Genomic DNA, 21,847 nt, shown 5'->3' on the forward strand with positions numbered 1-21,847 from the left:
AACCACCGGATGGGAATCTTCCCTTCCGGTTTTTTTATACCCTCATTTATTTTTCTCATAAACTAATTGTCGCTTTTATTGAAAACGCTTACAATAGGAACGTACTTTATTTTGTCAGAATTGGGGGAAGTCATCATGCAACTCAAACGAGAGATGACGAGTCGACACCTGTTCATGATCTCACTCGGTGGAATCATCGGGACAGGCTTATTTTTAGGGTCAGGGTTAACGATTTCACAAGCAGGACCTCTCGGGGCGGTCCTCAGTTACATCGTGGGTGGGACCATCATGTATCTGACGATGTTATGTCTAGGGGAATTAGCGGTCTATATGCCGGTCTCGGGGTCATTTCAGACCTATACGACCCGCTTCATCGGACCAGGAATCGGCTTTGCCGTCGGTTGGATTTATTGGCTCGGCTGGGCCGTGACGGTCGCGCTCGAAATCACGGCTGCTGGCAGTTTGATGGACCGCTGGTTTCCGAACGTGCCGGTCGTCGTCTGGTGTACCATCTTTACGGTCTTGCTATTCGGTCTGAATGCCGTCTCCGCCAAAGCATTCGGTGAAGCCGAATTCTGGTTCTCGAGTTTGAAGGTCCTCGCGATCCTTTTCTTCATCATTCTAGGTGGCGCTGCCTGGTTCGGCTGGTTACCGATGGAAGCAGATCGCCCAACATCGTTATTTGCGAACTTTACGGCAAGCGGTTGGTTTCCAAACGGGATTCTCGGTGTCTTGACGACGATGATCGCCGTCAACTTCGCCTTCCAAGGAACGGAATTGATCGGTGTCGCGGCTGGGGAGTCCGACACGCCTGAAAAATCGATTCCAAAAGCGATCCGCAATACAGTCTGGCGGACGTTCATCTTCTTCGTCTTATCGATTACGATCGTTGGTGCATTAATTCCGTATGAGACGGCTGGCGGAGTCAGCAGTCCGTTCATCATGGTCTTTGATGCGATCGGCATTCCGTACGCTGCTGATTTGATGAATATCGTCGTCTTGACGGCACTATTATCCGTCGGAAACTCCGGATTATATGCGGCGACCCGGATGTTATGGGCGATGGCGCAAGAAGGGATGATTTCAAAGAAATTATCTTACGTCAATGCACGTGGTGTGCCGATGCGTGCTTTACTCTTTACGATGATGTTCGCGATGTTATCGCTCCTGACCGCGTTTTTCGCAGAGGATACCGTCTTCATTTGGCTCTTGTCCTTAGCCGGACTTGGCGCTCAAGTCGGCTGGATTTCCATCTCTGCTTCTCAGCTCGCGTTTCGTCGTCAGTTCGTCCGAAACGGACACGATGTATCCGAACTGAAATTCAAGACACCACTCTATCCGGTGTTACCACTGATTTCGCTGACGTTAAACGTCGTCGTCCTCGTCAGTCTTGCGTTTCAAGCGGATCAACGAATCGCTCTATACATCGGTGTTCCTTTCTTCCTCGTCATGTGGGGAAGTTATCATCTCTTCGTCAAAGGAAAACATCTATCCGCCCAAAGCGACATCCGTGTCGCCCCTTCTCAACTCGAAGAATAATTTCATACAAAAAGAGGTCGCGGAGTCATCCACGGCCTCTTTCCTATGATTGTGCTATTCCTTAAGCGTCCGCATCATCAATAGTTCTCCTTGATGGAGCTCTACCTTCGCTTCTGACGCACACCATTCATTACTGACGGTCAAGGAACCTCCGACCGGTACTGGATGTGCATCAAGTGGATATTTGACTCCGGATAAGCTTAAAGTCGATGGTACGAGTGGAATGAACGAAAGATAATAATAGCTCCCTGCTTCGACTGCATACGTTCCCTCAGCCAAGTATCGTACCTCTTCTCGTTTCGTCACGAGTCGTGCCTCTGGGTATCGCTTCAATAAATATACATTTTGGACGGTCATGTCGAGCCGCCCACCTGTCGCCCCGATAATGAAGGTATCCTCAAACTGTTTCTTCTCTGAGACTGTACGAAGTGCCAGTTCGAGATCCGTTTCATCTTTCTCGGCCGGATGAACGATTGCCCCTTCTGGTACATAACCAAGCGAATCAAAATCACCAATCGTCAGGTCGCATGTCAGCCCAAACGATTCAATCGTCTGAACACCACCGTCAACACCGACGATAAAATCACCTGGCTGACAAAACGTCCGTAAATCCGGCGCTTCTTCTCGCGGACCGGCACAGACGAGAATCGCCCGCATCTCAGACGCCTCGTGCCGAATAACGGAGTAAGCGTGGCGCAGTCGTGAATAAAAGACCCGCAACGACACCACAAAGAACGTAAGACGGTACCATGTATGTCGCGTTATAAATCAATGAATACGGTACGACTGGACCTTCGGCATACTCGGCAAAAAAGACGATTCCACTGATGACATGACAGATATAACGGAGTCCTGCGCCTAATAACGTCGCCAGGAGAACGAACGCCATCAAGCTTTTCTTTTGTCCATTGCGCGCGGCTAGTCTGACTTGACGCGCGAACAGACCACTTAATCCGACGACACCATACGCAATCGTATAGTCAAGCATCGGTTGAACGATCGTCAAGACTTGTGGAGCGAACATCAATTGAATCGTACCGACAAGCGCTCCCGTAACGACCCCTCCAACGACACCATGGCGAAATGCCATGACGAAGATCGGTAACATCGCTAAGCTGATTGAGCCTCCTTGTGGCATTTTGAATGGAATCAGTAAATCAAAGACGACTCCGAGACTGGCAAAGATGGCAATTTCCATCATCATTTGTAACCGTTTCATGTTATTTTTCCTCCTTCATTGTACGAGAGGACGCAAAAAGGCAGTACGACGAACGCCGTACTGCCTGCGTGCGCCACATCCCTACGTCCGTTTGAACGGAACAGGTTCGAAGGGTTAAAGTCTAAAAGACTCCTCTCAGCCGCTTTTCAAGCGACACCCCTTGCGGTCATCATATTTCGTTTTCTCGTTCTTATTATACGGCAGCCCCTTGACGAATGCTAGTGATCGCTTCCGCATAATCTGGTGCATTGTAGATTGCTGATCCTGCGACGAGAACGTTCGCACCGTTATCGATGCAAAGCTTTGCCGTTTCCGGATTGACGCCACCGTCAATCTCGATTTCAAATGTCAGACCACGATCTGCTTTCATTTGCGCAAGTGCTGCGAGTTTCGGCATGACACGCTCGATGAAGGCTTGTCCACCGAAGCCCGGATTGACAGTCATCAATAAAACCATATCGACATCCTCAAGGACGTGTTCAATCGTTGATAATGGCGTATGGGGATTCAAGACGACTCCTGCCTTTGCGCCCGCTGCTTTGATTTGTTGCAAGACACGATGGACATGATTCGTCGCTTCGACGTGGAACGTCACGATGTCAGCTCCTGCCTTGACGAAATCTTCAACGAAACGTTCTGGCTGGTCAATCATCAAATGGACATCGAGAATCATATCCGTCTTTTGACGTAAGCTGCTAAGCACAGGTAATCCAAATGAGATGTTCGGTACGAACTGACCGTCCATGACATCAAAATGGATATAGTCCGCGCCTGCTGCTTCGACTGCTTTGACATCACGCTCAAGATTCGCAAAATCTGCTGATAAGATCGATGGTGCAATTTTAATCATCTTCAATACCTCCGGGCTCGATTCTTGATTTCGTCTATAAACATACCATAGTTCTCATAACGAGAGGACATGATTTCTTGGGCTTCGACGGCTTCCTTTACGGCACAACCGGGTTCATTCAAATGCAAGCAACCTCGGTATTTACAATCATCTTGTACAGCGACGAATTCAGGAAAACTCCACCGTACATCCTCGATTTCCATATCATACGGAAAATCGAGGTTCGAGAAACCTGGCGTATCGGCAATCAATCCTTCGGCAAGCGGCATTAATGTGACGTGGCGCGTCGTATGACGTCCGCGTCCGAGTGATTTCGAGATCGCACTTGTTTCTAAATCAAGAGAGGGCTCCAGTGCATTGAGCAATGAACTTTTCCCGACACCGGATTGTCCGGCGAGAACGCTCGTTTTTCCAGCAAGTAACGGACGGACTTGCTCAACACCCGTCAACGTCTCACTTGATGTCTCGATGACCGTATACCCAATCTTCCGGTAAGCGGCAATCGCCTCTCGGACAGCCGGTCCTTTGACTTCGTCAAGTAAATCCATCTTCGTTAACAGGATGACGGGTTGGATTTCCTTCGCTTCGATCAAGACGAGAAATCGGTCGAGCAAGTGCGCTGAAAAATCAGGTTCTGCCGCCGAGACGACGAGCAATGCCTGGTCGATATTCGCGACTGGAGGGCGTACTAAAAAGTTGTCCCGCTCCTTCACTTCGAGAATATATCCCGTCTCACTTTCGATATGAAGAACGACTTCGTCTCCGACGACTGGACTGATGCCGCGTTTTCGGAAATTCCCTCTTGCCCGTGAACGGACCTCTCCTTCTGGTGTCATGACATCATAAAAGCCACCCTGCAGGCGTATGATCGTTCCTTCTCGATTCTCTTCGATGCGTTGTTCCGTCATCCTATGCACTCCTTTTTCATCACATTCATTGTGCGTCTTTTGCTTGATTGTACGTGATGGTTTTTGAACGATACACCGTATCGTCTTTATAGATCGTAATTTTTCCTTCTTCTCCCGGATCGATCGTCACCGGCACGTCAAATGTCTCATCTTGATCAATCGATTCCTCGATGACGGTCCGCTTTCCTTTTGCATCTTCCGTCTCAATCCGGATGACTTGTTTCGGTGGTTCCTCGTCCTCGTTCTCGCTGACCGCATCATAGACGACCTTTTCAGGGAACGTTGCCGTCACCGTTTTTTCTTCCTCACCTTTTGAGATGAACACAGTCACGGAGTCGTTCGGTTCGACTTGTGCACCGGCTTGCGGGAATTGACGGATGACTTGATCGAGCTTCACGTCACTTGAAAATTCTTGTTCAAACGTGCCGTCGAGACCCATTTCATCGAGATACGCTTTTGCTTCATCACTCGATAAGTTCGTCAAATCTTTCAATTCAAAGGACGAAGTTCCTTCTGAGACAGTGATCGTAATCGTCTGTTCTTTTGCAATCACTTCCGTTCCAGCAGAGATCGATTGTCGGATAACATTACCTCGCGCGATTTCATCCGACTTTTCACGTTCGACTTCGACTTTTGCGAATCCAGCCTCTTTTAATGTGGCGATCGCCTCTTTTTCAGCGTCATCTGTCACATCCGGTACTTCGACCGGAGCACTACCTGTAGAGACGACCAAGTTGACTGTCGAACCCTTCTTGACTTGTGCGTTTTCACGCGGTGTCTGACTGATGACATCGCCTTCCTCGACTGTATCGCTATTTCGTTCTGTCGTCTCAACAACGAATCCAAGTTTCTCAAGCTTCGTTTCCGCTTCGTCTCCATCCGACTTGACGACAGATGGTACGGTGACCGTTGGATCTGGCCACATCGCAAACGTCGTAGCTGCACCACCTAGCAATATGAGCAATAAGAGGACGATCCACCAGCGTTTTTTCTTTTTCTTTTCCGGTGTTTTCGGTTGAACGGTCGTGACAGCGGGTGATTCTGGTTCCACTTTTGATTCTTCTGGCACTTGTACAGGCGATAAGACCATCGTCTTTTCCATCTCATCCTCTTCTGCACCACGGATGCCTTCACTTGCTCGTTCGTCAGACAACGCCGTCACCATATCTGTCTTAAAGGCTGCGACGGACTGTTGGCGGTCATGCGGTGCTTTTGCGAGCGCCTGCATGATACAGTTCTCAAGCGCTTGTGGCACTTTCGGATTCAAGACGGATGGGCGCCGCGGTGTATCTTGCAGATGCTTTAAAGCGATCGCAACCGGGGAATCACCTTCGAACGGGACTTGTCCTGTAACAAGTTCGTATAAAACAGCACCAAGCGAATAGATATCCGACTTCTCATCCGCAAATTTACCTTTTGCTTGTTCTGGTGAAAAGTAATGGACGGATCCAAGAACGGACATCGTATGCGTCAGCGTCGCATTCGACATTGCCACAGCGATTCCGAAATCCGTTACTTTGACGGTACCATCTTCTCGAATCAACATGTTTTGCGGTTTGATATCGCGATGGATGATCCGGTGTGCATGGGCGTGATCGATCGCATCACAAATTTGAGCGATGATATCGACGGCCTGCGGCACAGGTAATGCTTGATTTTCACAAAATGTTTTTAATGTCATACCATCGATATACTCCATGACGATGTAATAGATGGCATCTTCTTCGCCTACATCATAGACGGCAACGATGTTTGGATGATTCAAGCTGGTAGCAGCATGCGCTTCACGTTCGAATCGACGAATGAACTGTTCGTCATGCGAAAATTCAGTCCGTAAAATCTTAATGGCAACATGACGCTTTAAAATCTCATCATAGGCTTGATAGACATTCGCCATCCCGCCACTTCCAACTAGCCGTTCTATGCGGTAGCGGTCATTTAATCGATCTCCGTATCGCATATTCAGACCCTCTTTCTTTCTTTGAACCGGATGGCGGCAATCGTAATATTATCCGCGCCTCCTCGAGCATTCGCTTCTTTCACCAATCGTCCGACGATTTCATCAAGCGGCTCATCCTGTAAGATGATCTGTTCGATGACATCATCTGGCACTTCATCGGTCAATCCGTCACTACAGACGAGGACGAGGTCATAGTCTGGAGCATCTCTGACTTGAATGTCGACTTCGACCGTTTCGTTCGAGCCGACCGACCGTGTGATGACATTCTTACGTGGATGATTTTCGACTTCCTCATCCGAAAGTTCCCCCATTTGTCGTAACATGTTGACGTAAGAATGATCATCCGTCAATTGTTTTAACGCCGTACCTTCAAGGGCATAGACCCTACTATCTCCAACATGACCGATGACGAGCAAATCTTCGACCCAGCATACGCAGGCAATGGTCGTTCCGACGATTGCAAGTTGCTCGTCTTTTGAAAACTGAAGAATCCGGGCATTTGCCTCGGCTACACGTTGTTCTATCCATTCAGACAATTCCATCGGGCGATTTGGCATGAGTGAAAAGGATGCTTCAAATACCTCGCGAACGATCGCACTTGCGATATCGCCAGCAGCATGACCTCCCATACCGTCCGCAACGACGGCAAGACCACGTTCGGCGTTCCCGACGAGTAATACCGTATCCTCATTTTTAGTCCTGACTTTTCCAGTAGTCGAAAGGTGAGCTAGCTCCATGACAGTCCTCCGTTCGTGTCAATCTTCTCGTTTTTTAAACGCGGCAATATAGAAGCCGTCCGTTCCGACTGTCGTCGGTAACAACTTGAGTTCTGCTCGATCCCCGATCAGATGTCGTACGGATTCTGGCATGCGTGCCGCGAAGGATGTGTCAAAATCGAACCCTTGATCGAGAATGAACGCTGTCTGCCCCTCGTTCTCGGTCGGATCAATCGTACAAGTCGAATAGACGAAGGTTCCACCCTTTTTAACGAGTGGTAAGACAGATGTCAGAATATCTCGTTGAATTTTCGGGAGTTGCTCGAGTTGTTCCGGACGTTTCGTCCATTTGATATCTGGTTTTCTCCGAATGACACCGAGTCCTGAACAAGGTGCGTCGACAAGAATCCGATCAAAGGATTCTACTTCGAAGCGTTCCCCTGCTTTACGGGCATCTAACGCTTCTGCTTGAACAGTCGTAAGACCTAATCGTGTCGCTTGCTGTTCAATTAATTTAATCTTATGTGGATGAAGATCAAGTGCCTGTAGTGTTCCCGTTGTCAAACCTTCAGCAATATGCATCGCTTTCCCACCAGGTGCGGCACAGCTGTCGAGTACATGGTCAGATGCTTCTGCACCAAGCGCACGGGCGACGAGCATTGAGCTCTCATCCTGCAGAGAAAGATACCCACGGTCAATCAGATCCGTTTTTTGAACGCTTCCTCGTTCGATTTCGAGACCGTCTGGCGCGACCGTAGATGGTTTTGCCGTCACACCTTGGTCGAGTAGAAGCTCGATCGCTTCCTCTCGCGTCGTCTTCGTCCGATTGATGCGAACCGTGACCGGTGCAGGTGTGTTATTCAATTGACAGATTTGAAGTGTTTCTTCTGGACCAAACAGTTCAATCCAGCGTTCGACGAGCCACTGCGGGTGACTCGTTTCGATGCTGATTCGTTTTGCAACAGGCTCGATCTCAGCGAAACTAGGCATTCCCGCCCGTAATACATTCCGGAGCACTCCGTTGACGACTTTCGAGACGTGGACTTTTCCACGTTTTTTAGCAATCTCGACAGCTTCATGGATGACGGCATGATCCGGTACACGATCAAGATAAAACAATTGATACACACTCATCCGTAACAACGGACGCATGAACGGATCAAGTTTTTTCTGTTTCGCTAGATACGGCTCCAAAATATAATCCAGTGTCAATTCACGACTGAGCGTCCCGTAGACGAGTTCCGTGAACAAGCCGACATCTGTTGCTGAGATAGCACGCTTTTCAAGCATCTGGTGGACCGTGATTGTCGAGAAGGCACCACCTTGACCAATTTTCATCAGTGTCGTTACTGCTGCGTCACGTACATTCATGCGTTCTCACCTACTTGTTGTCCGAGTTCAAGCGATTGACCGATCCCGCGCATGAACGTAGCACCGTCCATCCGTTTTTTTCCGGACGGCTGTAAGTCGATCAGCTTCAACGCTGTCTCCGAACCTGTCGCGATGACGGGACCATCCGCTTCTAAAGCGATGATTTCGCCTGGTCGTCCCGTTCCTTTGACTTTCGTCGCGAAAAAGACTTTCAATCGGTCATCACCAAGCATCGTATACGTACTTGGGAAAGGATTCATTCCTCGGATTTGATCATAGAGTGTCTCACCCGGTAACGTAAAATCAATTCTTTCCCGCTCGCGTGAGATGTTCGGCGCAAACGTCGCTGCTTCCTCATCTTGCGCTTCCGGTGTCAATTCACCTGCGAACAGACGCGGTAAGGTCTCAAGCAACAGTCGCGCTCCTGCGTCCGCTAATTTTTCAAACATCGTTCCGACTGTATCGTTCTCTTCGATCGGAACAATGATTTTTGACAACATATCACCGGCATCCAATCGATCGACCATATACATGATCGTCACGCCTGTCTCTTTTTCTCCATCGATGATTGCTTGATGAATCGGTGCACCGCCACGATATTTCGGTAGGAGTGACGCATGGACGTTGATCGCCCCAAAACGTGGTGCTTCCAAAATAGCTGTCGGTACAATCTGACCGTAAGCTGCCGTGATAATGAGATCTGGTTTTAAATCAAGGACGTCCTGATAGTCTTCACGAATCCGTTTCGGTTGCAACACAGGAATATCGTGTTCCATCGCGACGAGTTTCACAGGTGTCGGTTTGACTTCCCGTTTTCGTCCGACCGGCTTATCTGGTTGCGAGACGACACCGACGACGTCATACCCAGCATCGATCACTTCACGCAGTGTTCCTGCCGCAAACTCAGGTGTCCCCATGAAGACGACGCGCGGTTTTTCTTGCTCGACGAGTTTATCCGTGAACAGGACACCGTCTAAATGATCCATCTCGTGCTGGATGGCACGTGCAAAAAAGCCGTTTGCTTTGATTTTGACCGTCCGCCCGAGACGATCTTGCGACTTGACGACGATGCGGTCGAACCGTTCGACCGGTCCGAAAATGCCTGGCATGCTGAGGCATCCTTCGTCATCGATTTGTGAACCATCGGCTTCGATGATTTCCGGATTGATCAGCTCGATCGGTCCTGTCTCATCATCCGTATGGACGACGGCTACACGGATCGGTTGATTGATTTGCGGTGCCGCTAAGCCGACACCATCATATTCGTACATCGTATCGAACATCCGGTCGATCATCTTACCGAGTTTTTTATCGAACTTCGTGACAGGTTCACATACCTGTCGTAATACATCATTTGGTACTTCTACTACTTTATACATACAGACACCTCACATGAATACAAATGGATTCAAGTCGATCGCGACTTGTGTTTTTGATTTTTGACGACGGGCTAAGATATCACGGAGATGTGTCCGGACATCTTCCTGCCCTTTATGTTTAATTAAGACCTGTTGTCGGTACATATTCTTCAGTCGAGCAAGTGGCGCATCGAACGGTCCATTGACGACTAAATCCTCCGATTCGAAAGCCCGCAGCTCGGAAGCAATCTGTTGCGCTTCTGCTTGTGCTTCGAGTGGATGTGTCGCCGAGACCGTGATCAAGCCAAGGAACCAGAATGGAGGGTGTCCCCCGAGTTTGCGCAACTGCATCTCCCGCTTATAGAACGTTTCGTAATCATGCTGTTTCGCCGTCTGAATGACGTAGTGCTCAGGATTATAGGTCTGGATGATTGACTGTCCGGCGAGTTGCCCCCGCCCGGCACGACCCGACACTTGCGTGATCAACTGGAACGTTCGCTCACTTGCCCGAAAATCCGGAATACCGAGCGTCGCATCAGCAGCGAGCACCCCTACGAGCGTGACATTTGGAAAGTCGAGACCTTTTGCAATCATCTGTGTTCCGAGAAGAATGTTCCCTTCCTTACGCTCGAAGGCATCGAGTAACTTCTCGTGTGCGCCTTTACGAGACGTCGTATCTTGATCCATCCGAATAATCCGTGCTTCCGGAATCAAATGCGCCAACTCTTCCTCAATCTTTTGCGTCCCCGTTCCGAACTGACGAATCTTCGTCGATTCACAGGACGGACAAGTTTTCGGCATCGCCGCCTCGAATCCACAATAGTGGCACTTCAAGCGATCTTCATGTTGATGATACGTTAAATTGACGGCACAATGCGGACATTGAAGCGTCTCCCCGCAATCCCGACATAAGACGAATGTCGTGTACCCACGACGGTTCAAAAGTAATACCGTCTGTTCCCCACGCTCGATTCGTTCTTTGATGCCTTCGATGAGCGCGAGGCTGAACGGAGTCCGATTGCCCCGTTCAAGTTCCTTACGCATATCAACGATGTCGACTGGAGGCAGTTCTCCACCGAATCGTTCACGAAGCGGTAAGTAGCGATAGACCCCTTTTTGTGCCCGCGCATATGTCTCGAGTAACGGCGTCGCGCTTCCGAGCACGACAGGACATCGATGATAGGCCGCTCGCCATTTTGCAACATCACGCGTATGATAGCGCGGATTCTCTTCTTGTTTATAGGTTGTTTCATGTTCTTCATCGAGAATGATGATTCCGATATTCGTCAGCGGTGCGAACACGGCGGATCGTGCACCGACGACGACATCAACCTCACCTTGTGCGATTTTGCGCCACTCATCATACTTTTCTCCGAGCGATAGACCGCTATGCAAGACAGCGACCCGTTCTCCGAAACGACGTTTGAACCGTTTGACCATCATCGGTGTCAGACTGATTTCAGGGACGAGCAAGATCGCTTGTCTACCGCGTTCGAGTTGTGCATGAATCGATTCAAGATAGACTTCTGTCTTACCGCTTCCTGTTACGCCATGTAACAAAAACGTTCCGGTCTCCGCTTCAGCTGTTATCGCCGAGACGGCTTCCTGTTGCTTTTCCGTCAAAGAAGACGGCACAAAGATGTCTTGGACGAGATGCTCGTAAGGATTTCGCCGTACATCAATCGTCTCGACTTCAATGATGCCCTTTTTCTCGAGGGCGTTCAATGTTGCGCTCGTTGCGCCTGTCGCCTGCTTGATTTCACTCCAAAGCGCATTCGGAAATTCTTCGATATACGAGTAAAGTGCCGCTTGTTGGCTCGCTTGTTTCGTAAAAGTTGCCTGTTCCTCGAGGAGATGAATCCGTTTATCCGTTTTAGACGTCTTTTTCTCGCGAATGACCGGTTGAAGCGTCACGTCAGCTTGTTTCGCCGCTGTTAAGATGATTTGTTGGACTTCCGTTGGTAATTGACTCATTTTCTTACCATGATATGCCCGAAGTGGGCCCGACTCGACTATGACCAGTTTATCATAACTCACCTTCAAGGCAGCCGGCAGCATCGCAAGCAGTGCCGTCGCCTGAAAACACAATGTCGTTTCTGATAGATAAGCCGACAGCTCGAGTAATTCCTGCGTATAGGTCGGCGTCTCATCTAAGACACGAACGATCGATTTGACGTTCGTCAGATCAGATGTGGCTTTCGTCCCGACGACGATCCCAAGCAACGCACGTGGACCGAACGGAACCTCGACGCGCATCCCGGGAACGATCAGCTCCTGCCAAAGTTCCGGCACGGCATAATCAAATGGACGATCGACAGTGGCCGCTGCGACATCGACGATGACTTCAGCTATCATGCCAATGCCTCCGCAAATTGGCGCATGAGCGCTTTAGCGAGCGTCGATTTCAATTGTTGATCGTATCGCGTGACGGAATCATTCTTCCCGAAGACGACGACCTCATTTTCGTCGCTGACAAATCCGATGTCAGAACGAGAGACATCATTCGCGACAATGAAATCCGCCTTCTTTCGGACGAGTTTCTGTTTCGCGAACGTCTCGACGTCCGTCGTCTCCGCTGCAAATCCAACTAATACCTGATGTTGTTTCTGCTCACCGAGCGTCTTCAGAATATCCGTCGTCTCCTCGAGTTCAATCCGCAATGGTCCGTGAATTTTCTTCTGCTTCTGATCGTACTGGACAGACGGTCGATAGTCAGCTACGGCAGCGGACATGATGACGATGTCTTGCGTCTCATAGTCACGTAACATGGCTTCAAGCATCTCTTCCCCTGATTCAACAGCAATCGTCGCCATCCCGGTCGGTAATCCGATCCGAAGGGGACCATGGACGAGCGTGACATCTGCTCCTGCGTCTCGTGCCGCCTCTGCTAGCGCAATTCCAGTTTTCCCTGAAGAATCATTCGTCAAATAACGAACCGGGTCAATCCGTTCAACGGTCGGACCTGCACTGATCAAAACTTTTCGCCCAGCTAGATATTTTTCTTCAAAGAACGTTGAGAGTGTTGCGACCAAATCTTCTGGTTCCGGTAAACGACCTTTTCCGACCCAACCACATGCGAGATTTCCGACTCCCGGTGCAATCACCTGGACACCATCCTGCTTGAGTTGTTCGATATTGCGGACAGTCGCCGGATGTTCGAGCATGTTGACATTCATCGCCGGTGCGACGATGACGGGACACGTTGCTGCAAGGATCGTCGTCGTAATGAAGTCATCTGCGATCCCGTGCGCGAGTTTTGCAATCAAGTTCGCGGTCGCTGGTGCGACGACGATCAAGTCCGCTTCGTCCGCTAAATCGATATGGGCGATTTTTGACGGATCATGCTCGATGAAGACGTCATCATAGACCGCTTTTCGCGTCAGTGCTTCAAACGTCGTCTTACCGACGAATTGTTGCGCATTACGCGTCATCGCGACTTGAACGTGTGCGCCTGCTTGGACGAGTTTTGAAGCGAGTGCTGCTGATTTATAGGAAGCGATTCCACCGCCGACACACAGTAGAATGTTTCGGTTGGTTAACATGTAGGTGTCCTCCTTATTGAAAAAAACAGCCACGATGACAAGTGGCTGCTTCAAAATTAGTCTTGCGGTTGGTTCGTGACGGATACTTCTTCGAAATAAAGCTCTTCTAAAGCTTTCCCGACCGGTTTATGCGATTTTGGGTTCGTGACTCTCACGCGTTTCCCGTCTTGGATTTGACGCGCACGCTTAGCGGCAACTGTAACGATCGTATATTTCGATGGCACTTTCTTTTGAAGCTTATCAACTGATGGATATAACATATCACTTAACCTCCATGGCTTTTTTATATAGGGACGCGACACGTTCCCGACTGCAATGTTCCGCTGTGACGATCGCTTGAATTCGATCACAGGCTTTATGAATTTCGTCGTTCGTCACGACATAGTCATACGCATCCATCATCTCGATCTCTTCCTTAGCGACGAGAAGACGTTGCTTGATGACTTCCTCCGATTCCGTTCCACGCCCTACGAGGCGGTTCCGCAATTCTTGGAGGCTTGGAGGTGCAAGGAATAAGAAGACAGCTTCCGGAAAATGTTCTTTGACCTGCATGGCCCCTTGAACTTCGATTTCGAGAATGACGTCTTTTCCTTCATCTAGGATCTGGTTTACCCATTCGACAGGCGTTCCATAATAATTCCCTACGAATTCAGCATATTCCAAGAGTTGATTGTTCGCAATCATCTCTTCGAATTCTTCACGCGATTTAAAGAAATAGTGGACACCATCTACTTCTCCTTCACGCGGTTGGCGCGTCGTACAGGATACCGAGTAATGCAGATCGTTATCCTGATCTTCGCGCAAGGCACGACAGACCGTTCCCTTTCCGACACCACTTGGACCAGATAATACGAGTAATAAGCCACGCTCTTTGAAAATCACTTCAAAACCCCTCCATCTCACAAACTTCACATTGTTTCATATTAGCAGTAGAGACGGGAAGTTCGCAAGTCATCTTTTTTAGCTCGACTGCTTTATCATACCATAACGATGCCATTTCTGTTACCTTTAGAAAGTGAGAACGAAATCAAGAAAGAAGGTAATCGTATGGCTTTTGACGGATTGATGACGACACGCGTCGTCGAAGAACTCCAACCGCTCGTCGGAGGACGGATCAATAAGGTATACCAACCGTATACATTGGATTTAGTATTCCAGGTCCGGGCTGAGCGAAAAAACGTATTGTTGCTCGCCTCTGCGAATGCCATGTATGCACGGATGCACATTACGTCGGAAGCGGTCAGCAACCCGAGTGAACCCCCACTCTTCTGTATGATGCTCCGCAAACATGTCGAAGGTGGGTTCATCGAATCAATCGAACAACTCGAACGTGACCGAATCATCGTCTTACGCGTCCGGTCCCGGAACGAACTCGGTGATGAGGAAGCGAAAAAAATCTATGTCGAGTTGATGGGACGTCACTCGAACATCATTTTGACCGATGGACAAGATAAGATCCTCGATGCGATCAAACACTTGCCACTCAGTCAAAATACCTTCCGGACGATCATGCCAGGGATGACATACCAGCTTCCGCCGGCACAGGATAAAGTGGATCCGCTTACGGGAGATATCGAAAAGGCGCTTCACCGGATTGACTGGAACGCTGGGAAGCTCGATCGTCAGTTACTTGGTCTCTTCAGTGGTCTATCTCCGCAAATTGCAAAGGAAGTCGTCACACGGGCAGGTCTCGCCAACCGGACGAATCTTGCATCTGCCTTTCAAGATGTCCTGAAGGAACTCGATGGTCCTTATGTCTTACAACGGATGGAAGGTGGTAAGGAACGCTTCGCGCCGGTCCGGCTAACGGAAGGATCCATCATCGACGAGAAGACGTTCGAGACGAGTGGTCAAGTCCTCGACGCCTTCTTCCATCAAAAAGCAAACCGCGATCGCGTCAAACAACAAGCAGCCGATCTCGAACGGTTCATCAAGAGCGAGTACGATAAGAATATCTTAAAGCGCTCAAAACTCGAAAAAGATTTAGAAGCGACGTTACGGATGGATGAGTGGAAACATAAAGGGGAACTGCTGACGACCTATCTTTATCAGCTCGAACGCGGGATGAAGGAAGCGACCGTCGTCGATTACTATGACCCAGATGGTGCTGAAATCACGATCACGCTTGATCCTCGTTTCTCGCCGAATGAGAACGCGCAACGTTATTACAAACGGTATAACAAATTAAAAACCGCCAAAGTCGAAGTCGCGCGTCAGCTCGAGAAGAACCAAGCTGAGATTGCGTACTTCGAAGGCTTACTTGCGCAACTCGATGTCGCATCCCCGGAAGACATCCGGGAAATGCGCGAGGAACTCGTCGAAGAAGGTTATCTGCGCGAACGACAAAAGAAGAAAAAGAAACCGCAGCTCCCACAACTCGAAGAATACCGTTCTTCGACTGGTCTTCCATTCTTCGTCGGAAAGAACAATAAACAAAATGATTACGCGACGTTCAAGTTCGGACGCAGGTCCGATACGTGGTTACACACGAAGGATATCCCGGGATCACACGTCATCATTCAAAGTGATGCACCGGACGAGACGACGTTGAAGGAAGCAGCGATCGTCGCGGCTTATTTCTCGAAGGCACGTGAGTCGAGCCAAGTCCCGGTCGACTTCACGGAACTACGTTATGTCAAAAAACCGAGTGGTGCAAAGCCCGGATTCGTCATCTACACGGATCAAACGACTCTTTACGTCACACCTGATCCAGATGTCGTCCAATCCTTACGTCAATGACGCTACACAAAAAAGCGCTGTTTTTCCTAATTGTTACTTAGGAGAAACAGCGCTTTTTCATCTTCACTTCATTTTTTCTAACTGTTCCCGGTAATCGAGCAAATGCCCATGAATGATATCCTTCGCCTCGCTTAATTCTTGATCGAATGAGAACATCGCCTGTTTTCGTTCGTGGGAGAAGATGACATCGTAATGATGGCTGAGTAAGAAATCAATTTCCTGACCGAGCGTCTTTTCCTGTTCTTCTGTCATCGGGATATCCCGATGACTGGCAATGCTTTCAAGCAAGACGAGCAACTTGTCTTCAAGATCGACAAGCTCTTTCAGTCGAATGAACGCTTCACTTTGACCGCTCGCCACTAGTGGATATTTTTGATCCTCTTGAAGCATCAACATCATTTCCTCATGTTTGAGGATTTGTTTACGGACGGCAAGCAAGCGTCCATCATCTTGCACAAGACTTCGCCAATCTTCCATCAACTGTTGCGTCGTTTTTTTGACGAGCAAGAGTAAACGATCCTCATAGTGTGGCGGGAAGACGATGTAATTGACGAGGACGGCAGATAACACACCGACGACGGTCAACAACGACCGTGATAAGGCATAGTGGACGTAGTCAGCGGTCGGGCTCTCGAACATCAAGACGATTGCAAAGGCAGCAAACGTCGACATATCCGTTCGTCCAATCATCGAATTGAGAACGAGCGAGACGACGACGGCGAGTCCGATCGTCAGTGGATTGGCGCCAAGCGTCGCAACGATGGCGAGTCCACACATCAGTCCGAGTACCGTTCCGAAAATCCGATTGAAGACGATTTTAAATGAGCGATGAATCGTCGGTTGCATCGCAACGATGGCTGCGACAGCCCCCATTCCTGAATAAATACCGAATACATACCAAGAGATGCTGAGTGCAAGAGCTACCGCGATGCCAGTCTTAATCGTTCGAAGTCCAATCCGAAACTTTAATTTCACTCGAGCGTCACCTGCCCGACTTCACTATTGACTGTCACTTCCGGTTTTTCTTGTTTCGACAGTTCATAAATCGTCTCATCCTTATTCTTTTGTTTCGTATATCGATCAGAGGCTTTAATATCGCCTCCTGTGTCGATCGTAATCGTACCGGCTGATTTATCTGGCTTCAATTTCGTCGCGCCGTCAATCGTCGTGACGTCAAGACTCAACTTCGCCATATAGTCTGCCAGCGAGACACTCTCGCCTGTCACCTGCGCATGTACGGCGTCCATTTCCTTGACGGAAATCGCACGTGTTGCATTCAGTGTAATCTCATCACCTTTTACTTTATCGAGACTCATCGCTTCTCCATCCATTTCGATCGTTTTTGCGTAGATGCCCATCCCTTTCAGTGTACCGGCATCGACATCAACACGGTTCATATAACTTGGTAATCCTACTTGAATCGTATAGTCTGCTGTTTTCTCGCTCGGACGATTGCCAAGTCGAGACAGCCAACCATCTCGTCCTGTCACCGTCACCGTATTCGTCGATGTACTGATTTTCAGTCGCTTCCCACTCGACGCACTATCGACGAGTTTGATTTGGACGTTTCCGTCTGTGCTTCGAACGAATTGTACCGTTGCGTGCGGCGCCTCGATGGCGAGAGATTTATAGCGATTCGTCGTCTTAAATGACTCGCCGCGCGATAACAATTCCGTTGAGACGAGCAATGTGATCGAATAGATGACGACAAGTCCGAGAATGACACCACCGTATAAGTAGATTGGCCGTTTCACTGGTCCTTTTTCTCCAATCCGGTTCAATCGTGCATCCATCTTTTGTTTTTGTTTATTTTTTAAGCGTGTGAACGACGATTGTTTTCGTTTTCGCACACTCCTACTATTATGTTCTTCCATGTCAGCCCCTCCATCTCATGTCTTCCATTATTCCGAATATCCGAATCGGCTGTCAACAGCCCCTTTCTTATCATAGAAGAAGTTCACCGTTTCGCCATCGGGCGGAAGAAGGAAGGAGGTCAGAAAAACGGCAACAAAAAGGAGAGGAACCATGACGTTTCCTCTCCTTTACTTAAGAACGGATTATAATTCGAGTGACTCGCCAATCGCGAGTGGATGGCCCGTTTGACCTTGTGCTTCAATCTTTTCACAGAAGGCGTTCGCATCTTGTTTGATTAAATCAAATGTATCGTAGTGGATCGGTACGACGGCTTTCGCTTGCAACATATCTGCAGCAATCAACGCGTCGTCCGGACCCATCGTGAAGTTATCACCAATCGGTAAGAAAGCTAAATCGATTTCGTGATGGGCACCATAAAGAGCTAAATCCCCGAACAGTGCCGTATCACCTGCATGATAGATTTCCTTTCCTTCGATCGTCAGCAAGAATCCAGCCGGCATCCCCATGTACGTAATCGTCTGTTTTTCCTCATCGATGATACTTGATGAATGGAATGCCTGTGTCATCTTCACTTTACCAAACGGAAACTCAAACTGTCCGCCGAGGTTCATCGGGTGAACGTTGAGCCCTTTGAAACTCAGATACGTCGCCAGTTCATGAGTAGCAATGATTGTAGCTCCCGTCGCTTTCGCGATTCGCTCTGCATCAAGCATATGATCGGCATGCGCATGCGTCAAAAGGATGAAATCCGCTTTGACGTCATCGGGATTCGTCGTCGCTTTTTCGTTACCGCTAAAGAATGGATCGATGACGAGATGATGCCCGTTCGTCTCGATTGTTACTGTCGATTGTCCGTGATAAGTCAATTTCATGAGTGTCACTGCCTCTCGTTTAGGATTCGGATAATTGATTCCCTTCCCCCCACGCGCATAAACCTTTCATGGCCGGTTGCAGTGTAAATGCCGCCTCTGTCAATTTGTATTCGACGTGTAAGACGGCTTCATCATACTCAATCCGCTCGATCATTCCGAGTCGTTCAAGTTCTTTTAACTGATCGGTCAAGACTTTCCGAGAAATCCCGGGAATGGCACGTTGTAACTCTAAAAAACGTTTCGGACCGTTCTCTAACGTGCAATATAATTGTGGACGCCATTTTCCGCCGATGATGGCGAGCGCCCGATTGACCGGAAATTGTTCTGTCGACATGTTGTTCTCTCCTCCAGAGTAGTTACTTCAAAGTGCGTACTATGCAATCGAGTGTAGCGTAAGTTAGAGTATGCGTAAATCATTTTGCAAAAGGAGTGTTAAGCATGACGTATCCACGTAATTTTTCGCACATCGGTCTTTCCGTGCCGAATCTCGACGAAGCCGTCCGTTTTTATCAAGAGGTGATGGGCTGGTATATCATCATGGAACCGTCTGATGTCCTCGAAGATGATTCTGCCATCGGTGTCATGTGTACGGATGTCTTTGGTGCAGGGTGGAACAAGTTCCGGATTGCTCACATGGCGACAGGTGACCGCATCGGAATCGAGTTGTTCGAATTCCCGAACAATGAACAACCCGAAAACAACTTCGAATTCTGGAAAACAGGCATCTTCCATTATGCGATTCAAGATCCAGACGTCGAAGGACTCGTCGAAAAAATCGTTGCCCATGGTGGCAAACAACGGATGCCAATCCGCGAATACTATCCGGGAGACAAGCCGTATCGAATGGTCTACTGTGAGGATCCATTCGGTAACCTCGTCGAAATCTACTCTCACTCGTATGAACTCACGTATTCGGAAGGAGCGTATTAAACATGAAAGCATGGTTAAATCACTCAGGTACAGCCATTGGTCAATGGACATTTGAAGAGGTCGAGACGCCGACGCCAGGAGAAGGTCAAGCTTTGATTCGCGTCAAGACCGTCGCACTGAATCCCGTCGACTATAAGGCGACTAACAATCCAGCTTGGACGTTCCCGCATATTCCAGGCGTCGATCTAGCTGGTGTCGTCGAACAAATCGGACCCGGCGCAGAAGTGAAAATCGGCGATCGCGTAGCGATTCATACGAACCTGCAACGCGATGGTGCTTTTGCTGAATATGCACTCGTCGATACACGTGCCCTCGCCCTGATTCCGGAAGACATCTCATTCGCTGAAGCCGCTGCGATTCTTTGCGCAGGCATGACGGCCTATGAAGCCATCATTCAGAAGATGAACACGACAGGAAAAGAGACGATCCTCATTCATGCTGGTGCAGGTGGTGTTGGTGGCATCGGCATTCAACTCGCAAAACGCCTGGGTCTTTCAGTCGCAACGACTGCTTCGACGGAAAACCACGAGTGGGTCAAGCGACTCGGTGCCGATCTTGCAATCGACTACAAAAAAGAAAATGTCACGGATGTCATCCGCGATTGGACGAATGGTCGCGGCGCTGACTTGATTTTTAATACGGTCGGTCGAGATGAAGCAACAGCGGATCTCGGACGTCTTGCCTTCTCGGGGCAACTTGCCTTCATCGCCGGTGGTCCCGATCAGTCGGTCGTCAAGCCGTTCACGCTCTCCCCTTCGATCCATGAAGTAGCACTCGCGGCTGCTTATGCAAGCGAAGATGACCGTGCCATCCGAAACCTCGGTCATATGGCAAGCGAGTTATTAAAACTCGTCGCAGCAAAAGAACTAGATCCACTCGTCACAGAAGAGATTCCAGCAGCGGACATCGTCAAAGGATTGCAACGTCTATCTGAACGCCATGTCCGTGGTAAAATCATCGCTACATTCAATTGATTTCTCAGTTTGACATGAAACAGCCGATCGTCCTTAGATAACAGGATGATCGGCTGTTGTTGTACATATCAATGTCTAGACATGTCCAAGAAACAAGTGGCTCGATATTCATCGATAGCGCTCTTGTTTCTTGATATGTAAGGATCGCCCGACTAACTCGAAACCGACATGCTGATAGATCTTATTCGCTGTCTGGTTCGACCAATCGGTGTAGAGCGTCACGACCGGATAAGACTTTAGTAGATGTTCAGATAGTTTGGCGACGAGATAAGAGGCATACCCATTTCCACGCAGTTCTTTCGGCGTATAGACGTAAGAAATCGTAATCCCAGTTTGCGTCGGACGCGTTGCTGCCGCCATCGCGACAAGCATATCTCCACGAAACAGTCCGAACAAGCTTCCTTGCTGGATGTGGCGCGTCATCGACTGATGGAGTTGCGTAAGCTGTCGCTCAGAAGGTCGCGTTTCAACTTCATGTAAAAATCCGGACGCAAATGCTAAGGCTTGTTGTCTTTCATCGTCCGAAATCGGTCGGAAGACGACGTTTTCCGGAACAAGCGGCATCTCGACCTCTGTCAGTGCATACATCCCTTGTTCCATATGTACCTCATACATGGAATGTGGGAGTAAAAGCGGCGCTAAGATGGCCTGTTCTCCGACGAATCCTGGACTATCCAGAATTCGCGCGAGCTTTCGGATTCCTTCTTGCGAGAACACATCACCTGCGACGATGGCTTGCTCCGGTATCGTTTGCAATATGACGAGACGATGATCGTCTTCTTGTGCCGTTGCCATCAAGAGCGGTTCATCCCCACGTTCTAATATGCCAAGAATCAACTGATGGGTATCCGGACGTTCAAGCAAAAACGGGAGGACGACCTTTTTGAACTGTTCATAATCACGATAATGCGTCACCATAGTCGACGACCTCCTTTATTTTTCTAGTGTACCAAAACATTCACTAGAAATCGTAGGTCGTCCGACGGAATCTATC

The 21,847-nt window shown here is 49.0% G+C and carries 21 protein-coding genes and 1 riboswitch; of the genes, 4 read left to right on the forward strand and 17 right to left on the reverse strand.

Annotated elements, in window-relative coordinates:
- The first annotated feature begins 135 nt into the window (after positions 1 to 135).
- Positions 136 to 1,539, forward strand: coding sequence for an amino acid permease (locus EXW93_RS10285; protein WP_174316430.1), 1,404 nt, complete (start codon positions 136 to 138; stop codon positions 1,537 to 1,539).
- A 54-nt stretch (positions 1,540 to 1,593) separates the two neighbouring features.
- On the opposite strand, the gene EXW93_RS10290 is transcribed toward EXW93_RS10285, so the two are convergent.
- From EXW93_RS10290 to gmk, 12 genes are all read right to left on the reverse strand, one after another.
- Complete coding sequence (locus tag EXW93_RS10290) at positions 1,594 to 2,196, reverse strand: thiamine diphosphokinase (protein ID WP_035396754.1); 603 nt, start codon at positions 2,194 to 2,196, stop codon at positions 1,594 to 1,596.
- A gap of 1 nt (position 2,197) precedes the next feature.
- The gene (gene thiT, locus EXW93_RS10295; RefSeq protein WP_023468761.1) at positions 2,198 to 2,758 is read right to left on the reverse strand and encodes an energy-coupled thiamine transporter ThiT; all 561 of its coding nucleotides are present in this window, start codon (positions 2,756 to 2,758) and stop codon (positions 2,198 to 2,200) included.
- Between the two features lie 61 nt (positions 2,759 to 2,819).
- Positions 2,820 to 2,929: riboswitch (TPP riboswitch) on the reverse strand.
- Positions 2,930 to 2,951: 22 nt separating this feature from the next.
- Positions 2,952 to 3,608, reverse strand: coding sequence for a ribulose-phosphate 3-epimerase (gene rpe / locus EXW93_RS10300; protein ID WP_029342106.1), 657 nt, complete (start codon positions 3,606 to 3,608; stop codon positions 2,952 to 2,954).
- Positions 3,609 to 3,610: 2 nt separating this feature from the next.
- A complete protein-coding gene (gene rsgA, locus EXW93_RS10305) occupies positions 3,611 to 4,516 on the reverse strand; it encodes a ribosome small subunit-dependent GTPase A (RefSeq protein WP_023468763.1) in 906 nt (301 codons plus the stop codon).
- 25 nt (positions 4,517 to 4,541) lie between these two features.
- Positions 4,542 to 6,476, reverse strand: coding sequence for a Stk1 family PASTA domain-containing Ser/Thr kinase (pknB, locus tag EXW93_RS10310; protein WP_174316431.1), 1,935 nt, complete (start codon positions 6,474 to 6,476; stop codon positions 4,542 to 4,544).
- A gap of 2 nt (positions 6,477 to 6,478) precedes the next feature.
- Positions 6,479 to 7,213 carry a Stp1/IreP family PP2C-type Ser/Thr phosphatase gene (locus EXW93_RS10315; RefSeq protein ID WP_023468765.1) on the reverse strand — a complete coding sequence of 245 codons (735 nt, stop codon included), beginning with the start codon at positions 7,211 to 7,213 and terminating at the stop codon, positions 6,479 to 6,481.
- Between the two features lie 18 nt (positions 7,214 to 7,231).
- The gene (rsmB, locus tag EXW93_RS10320) at positions 7,232 to 8,563 is read right to left on the reverse strand and encodes a 16S rRNA (cytosine(967)-C(5))-methyltransferase RsmB (protein WP_174316432.1); all 1,332 of its coding nucleotides are present in this window, start codon (positions 8,561 to 8,563) and stop codon (positions 7,232 to 7,234) included.
- On the reverse strand, positions 8,560 to 9,942 hold the full coding sequence (gene fmt / locus EXW93_RS10325) for a methionyl-tRNA formyltransferase (protein WP_174316433.1): 1,383 nt from the start codon (positions 9,940 to 9,942) through the stop codon (positions 8,560 to 8,562). The genes rsmB and fmt overlap by 4 nt, the downstream gene beginning before the upstream one ends.
- Before the next feature lie 9 nt (positions 9,943 to 9,951).
- On the reverse strand, positions 9,952 to 12,276 hold the full coding sequence (priA, locus tag EXW93_RS10330; RefSeq protein WP_174316434.1) for a primosomal protein N': 2,325 nt from the start codon (positions 12,274 to 12,276) through the stop codon (positions 9,952 to 9,954).
- The gene (gene coaBC, locus EXW93_RS10335; protein WP_023468769.1) at positions 12,273 to 13,463 is read right to left on the reverse strand and encodes a bifunctional phosphopantothenoylcysteine decarboxylase/phosphopantothenate--cysteine ligase CoaBC; all 1,191 of its coding nucleotides are present in this window, start codon (positions 13,461 to 13,463) and stop codon (positions 12,273 to 12,275) included. The genes priA and coaBC overlap by 4 nt, the downstream gene beginning before the upstream one ends.
- A 56-nt stretch (positions 13,464 to 13,519) precedes the next feature.
- Positions 13,520 to 13,723, reverse strand: coding sequence for a DNA-directed RNA polymerase subunit omega (gene rpoZ / locus EXW93_RS10340; RefSeq protein ID WP_023468770.1), 204 nt, complete (start codon positions 13,721 to 13,723; stop codon positions 13,520 to 13,522).
- 1 nt (position 13,724) lies between these two features.
- Positions 13,725 to 14,342 (reverse strand): guanylate kinase, encoded by a 618-nt coding sequence (gene gmk / locus EXW93_RS10345; RefSeq protein ID WP_174316772.1) that lies wholly within the window; start codon positions 14,340 to 14,342, stop codon positions 13,725 to 13,727.
- A 168-nt stretch (positions 14,343 to 14,510) separates the two neighbouring features.
- On the opposite strand from gmk, the gene EXW93_RS10350 reads away from it, so the two are divergent.
- Complete coding sequence (locus EXW93_RS10350; protein ID WP_174316435.1) at positions 14,511 to 16,202, forward strand: Rqc2 family fibronectin-binding protein; 1,692 nt, start codon at positions 14,511 to 14,513, stop codon at positions 16,200 to 16,202.
- Between the two features lie 63 nt (positions 16,203 to 16,265).
- Here the strand turns inward: EXW93_RS10350 and EXW93_RS10355 are convergent, their stop codons facing one another.
- The 4 genes from EXW93_RS10355 to EXW93_RS10370 all read right to left on the reverse strand — a co-directional run bounded on the left by EXW93_RS10355 (position 16,266) and on the right by EXW93_RS10370 (position 19,283).
- Positions 16,266 to 17,177 (reverse strand): FUSC family protein, encoded by a 912-nt coding sequence (locus tag EXW93_RS10355; RefSeq protein ID WP_058704466.1) that lies wholly within the window; start codon positions 17,175 to 17,177, stop codon positions 16,266 to 16,268.
- Entirely contained in the window at positions 17,174 to 18,076 is a 903-nt protein-coding gene (locus EXW93_RS10360) for a DUF4097 family beta strand repeat-containing protein (RefSeq protein ID WP_023468774.1), read from the reverse strand. The genes EXW93_RS10355 and EXW93_RS10360 overlap by 4 nt, the downstream gene beginning before the upstream one ends.
- A 183-nt stretch (positions 18,077 to 18,259) precedes the next feature.
- Positions 18,260 to 18,949 carry a metal-dependent hydrolase gene (locus EXW93_RS10365; protein ID WP_023468776.1) on the reverse strand — a complete coding sequence of 230 codons (690 nt, stop codon included), beginning with the start codon at positions 18,947 to 18,949 and terminating at the stop codon, positions 18,260 to 18,262.
- Between the two features lie 19 nt (positions 18,950 to 18,968).
- Entirely contained in the window at positions 18,969 to 19,283 is a 315-nt protein-coding gene (locus EXW93_RS10370; RefSeq protein ID WP_023468777.1) for a winged helix-turn-helix transcriptional regulator, read from the reverse strand.
- 104 nt (positions 19,284 to 19,387) lie between these two features.
- Here EXW93_RS10370 and EXW93_RS10375 point away from each other — a divergent pair, with 104 nt between their 5' ends.
- On the forward strand, positions 19,388 to 19,879 hold the full coding sequence (locus tag EXW93_RS10375) for a lactoylglutathione lyase family protein (protein ID WP_023468778.1): 492 nt from the start codon (positions 19,388 to 19,390) through the stop codon (positions 19,877 to 19,879).
- 2 nt (positions 19,880 to 19,881) lie between these two features.
- The gene (locus EXW93_RS10380) at positions 19,882 to 20,853 is read left to right on the forward strand and encodes a zinc-binding dehydrogenase (RefSeq protein ID WP_055968652.1); all 972 of its coding nucleotides are present in this window, start codon (positions 19,882 to 19,884) and stop codon (positions 20,851 to 20,853) included.
- A gap of 108 nt (positions 20,854 to 20,961) precedes the next feature.
- Here the strand turns inward: EXW93_RS10380 and EXW93_RS10385 are convergent, their stop codons facing one another.
- Positions 20,962 to 21,771, reverse strand: coding sequence for a GNAT family N-acetyltransferase (locus EXW93_RS10385; RefSeq protein WP_023468780.1), 810 nt, complete (start codon positions 21,769 to 21,771; stop codon positions 20,962 to 20,964).
- Positions 21,772 to 21,847 lie beyond the last annotated feature (76 nt).

Origin of the sequence: Exiguobacterium sp. JMULE1 (assembly GCF_013337175.1) — a bacterium.
In the GTDB taxonomy this organism is placed as follows: Bacteria; Bacillota; Bacilli; order Exiguobacteriales; family Exiguobacteriaceae; genus Exiguobacterium_A; species Exiguobacterium_A indicum.

What these genes read in the sequence shown, in the direction of transcription:
- EXW93_RS10315 (WP_023468765.1), bottom strand. Translation starts at nt 7,213, where the DNA reads ATGGAGCTAGCTCACCTTTCGACTACTGGAAAAGTCAGGACTAAAAAT.
- priA (WP_174316434.1), bottom strand. Translation starts at nt 12,276, where the DNA reads ATGATAGCTGAAGTCATCGTCGATGTCGCAGCGGCCACTGTCGATCGT.
- rpoZ (WP_023468770.1), bottom strand. Translation starts at nt 13,723, where the DNA reads ATGTTATATCCATCAGTTGATAAGCTTCAAAAGAAAGTGCCATCGAAA.
- fmt (WP_174316433.1), bottom strand. Translation starts at nt 9,942, where the DNA reads ATGTATAAAGTAGTAGAAGTACCAAATGATGTATTACGACAGGTATGT.
- EXW93_RS10380 (WP_055968652.1), top strand. Translation starts at nt 19,882, where the DNA reads ATGAAAGCATGGTTAAATCACTCAGGTACAGCCATTGGTCAATGGACA.
- EXW93_RS10360 (WP_023468774.1), bottom strand. Translation starts at nt 18,076, where the DNA reads ATGGAAGAACATAATAGTAGGAGTGTGCGAAAACGAAAACAATCGTCG.
- EXW93_RS10370 (WP_023468777.1), bottom strand. Translation starts at nt 19,283, where the DNA reads ATGTCGACAGAACAATTTCCGGTCAATCGGGCGCTCGCCATCATCGGC.
- EXW93_RS10385 (WP_023468780.1), bottom strand. Translation starts at nt 21,771, where the DNA reads ATGGTGACGCATTATCGTGATTATGAACAGTTCAAAAAGGTCGTCCTC.
- EXW93_RS10365 (WP_023468776.1), bottom strand. Translation starts at nt 18,949, where the DNA reads ATGAAATTGACTTATCACGGACAATCGACAGTAACAATCGAGACGAAC.
- EXW93_RS10285 (WP_174316430.1), top strand. Translation starts at nt 136, where the DNA reads ATGCAACTCAAACGAGAGATGACGAGTCGACACCTGTTCATGATCTCA.
- EXW93_RS10350 (WP_174316435.1), top strand. Translation starts at nt 14,511, where the DNA reads ATGGCTTTTGACGGATTGATGACGACACGCGTCGTCGAAGAACTCCAA.
- pknB (WP_174316431.1), bottom strand. Translation starts at nt 6,476, where the DNA reads ATGCGATACGGAGATCGATTAAATGACCGCTACCGCATAGAACGGCTA.
- rsgA (WP_023468763.1), bottom strand. Translation starts at nt 4,516, where the DNA reads ATGACGGAACAACGCATCGAAGAGAATCGAGAAGGAACGATCATACGC.
- rpe (WP_029342106.1), bottom strand. Translation starts at nt 3,608, where the DNA reads ATGATTAAAATTGCACCATCGATCTTATCAGCAGATTTTGCGAATCTT.
- EXW93_RS10290 (WP_035396754.1), bottom strand. Translation starts at nt 2,196, where the DNA reads ATGCGGGCGATTCTCGTCTGTGCCGGTCCGCGAGAAGAAGCGCCGGAT.
- thiT (WP_023468761.1), bottom strand. Translation starts at nt 2,758, where the DNA reads ATGAAACGGTTACAAATGATGATGGAAATTGCCATCTTTGCCAGTCTC.
- rsmB (WP_174316432.1), bottom strand. Translation starts at nt 8,563, where the DNA reads ATGAATGTACGTGACGCAGCAGTAACGACACTGATGAAAATTGGTCAA.
- coaBC (WP_023468769.1), bottom strand. Translation starts at nt 13,463, where the DNA reads ATGTTAACCAACCGAAACATTCTACTGTGTGTCGGCGGTGGAATCGCT.
- EXW93_RS10375 (WP_023468778.1), top strand. Translation starts at nt 19,388, where the DNA reads ATGACGTATCCACGTAATTTTTCGCACATCGGTCTTTCCGTGCCGAAT.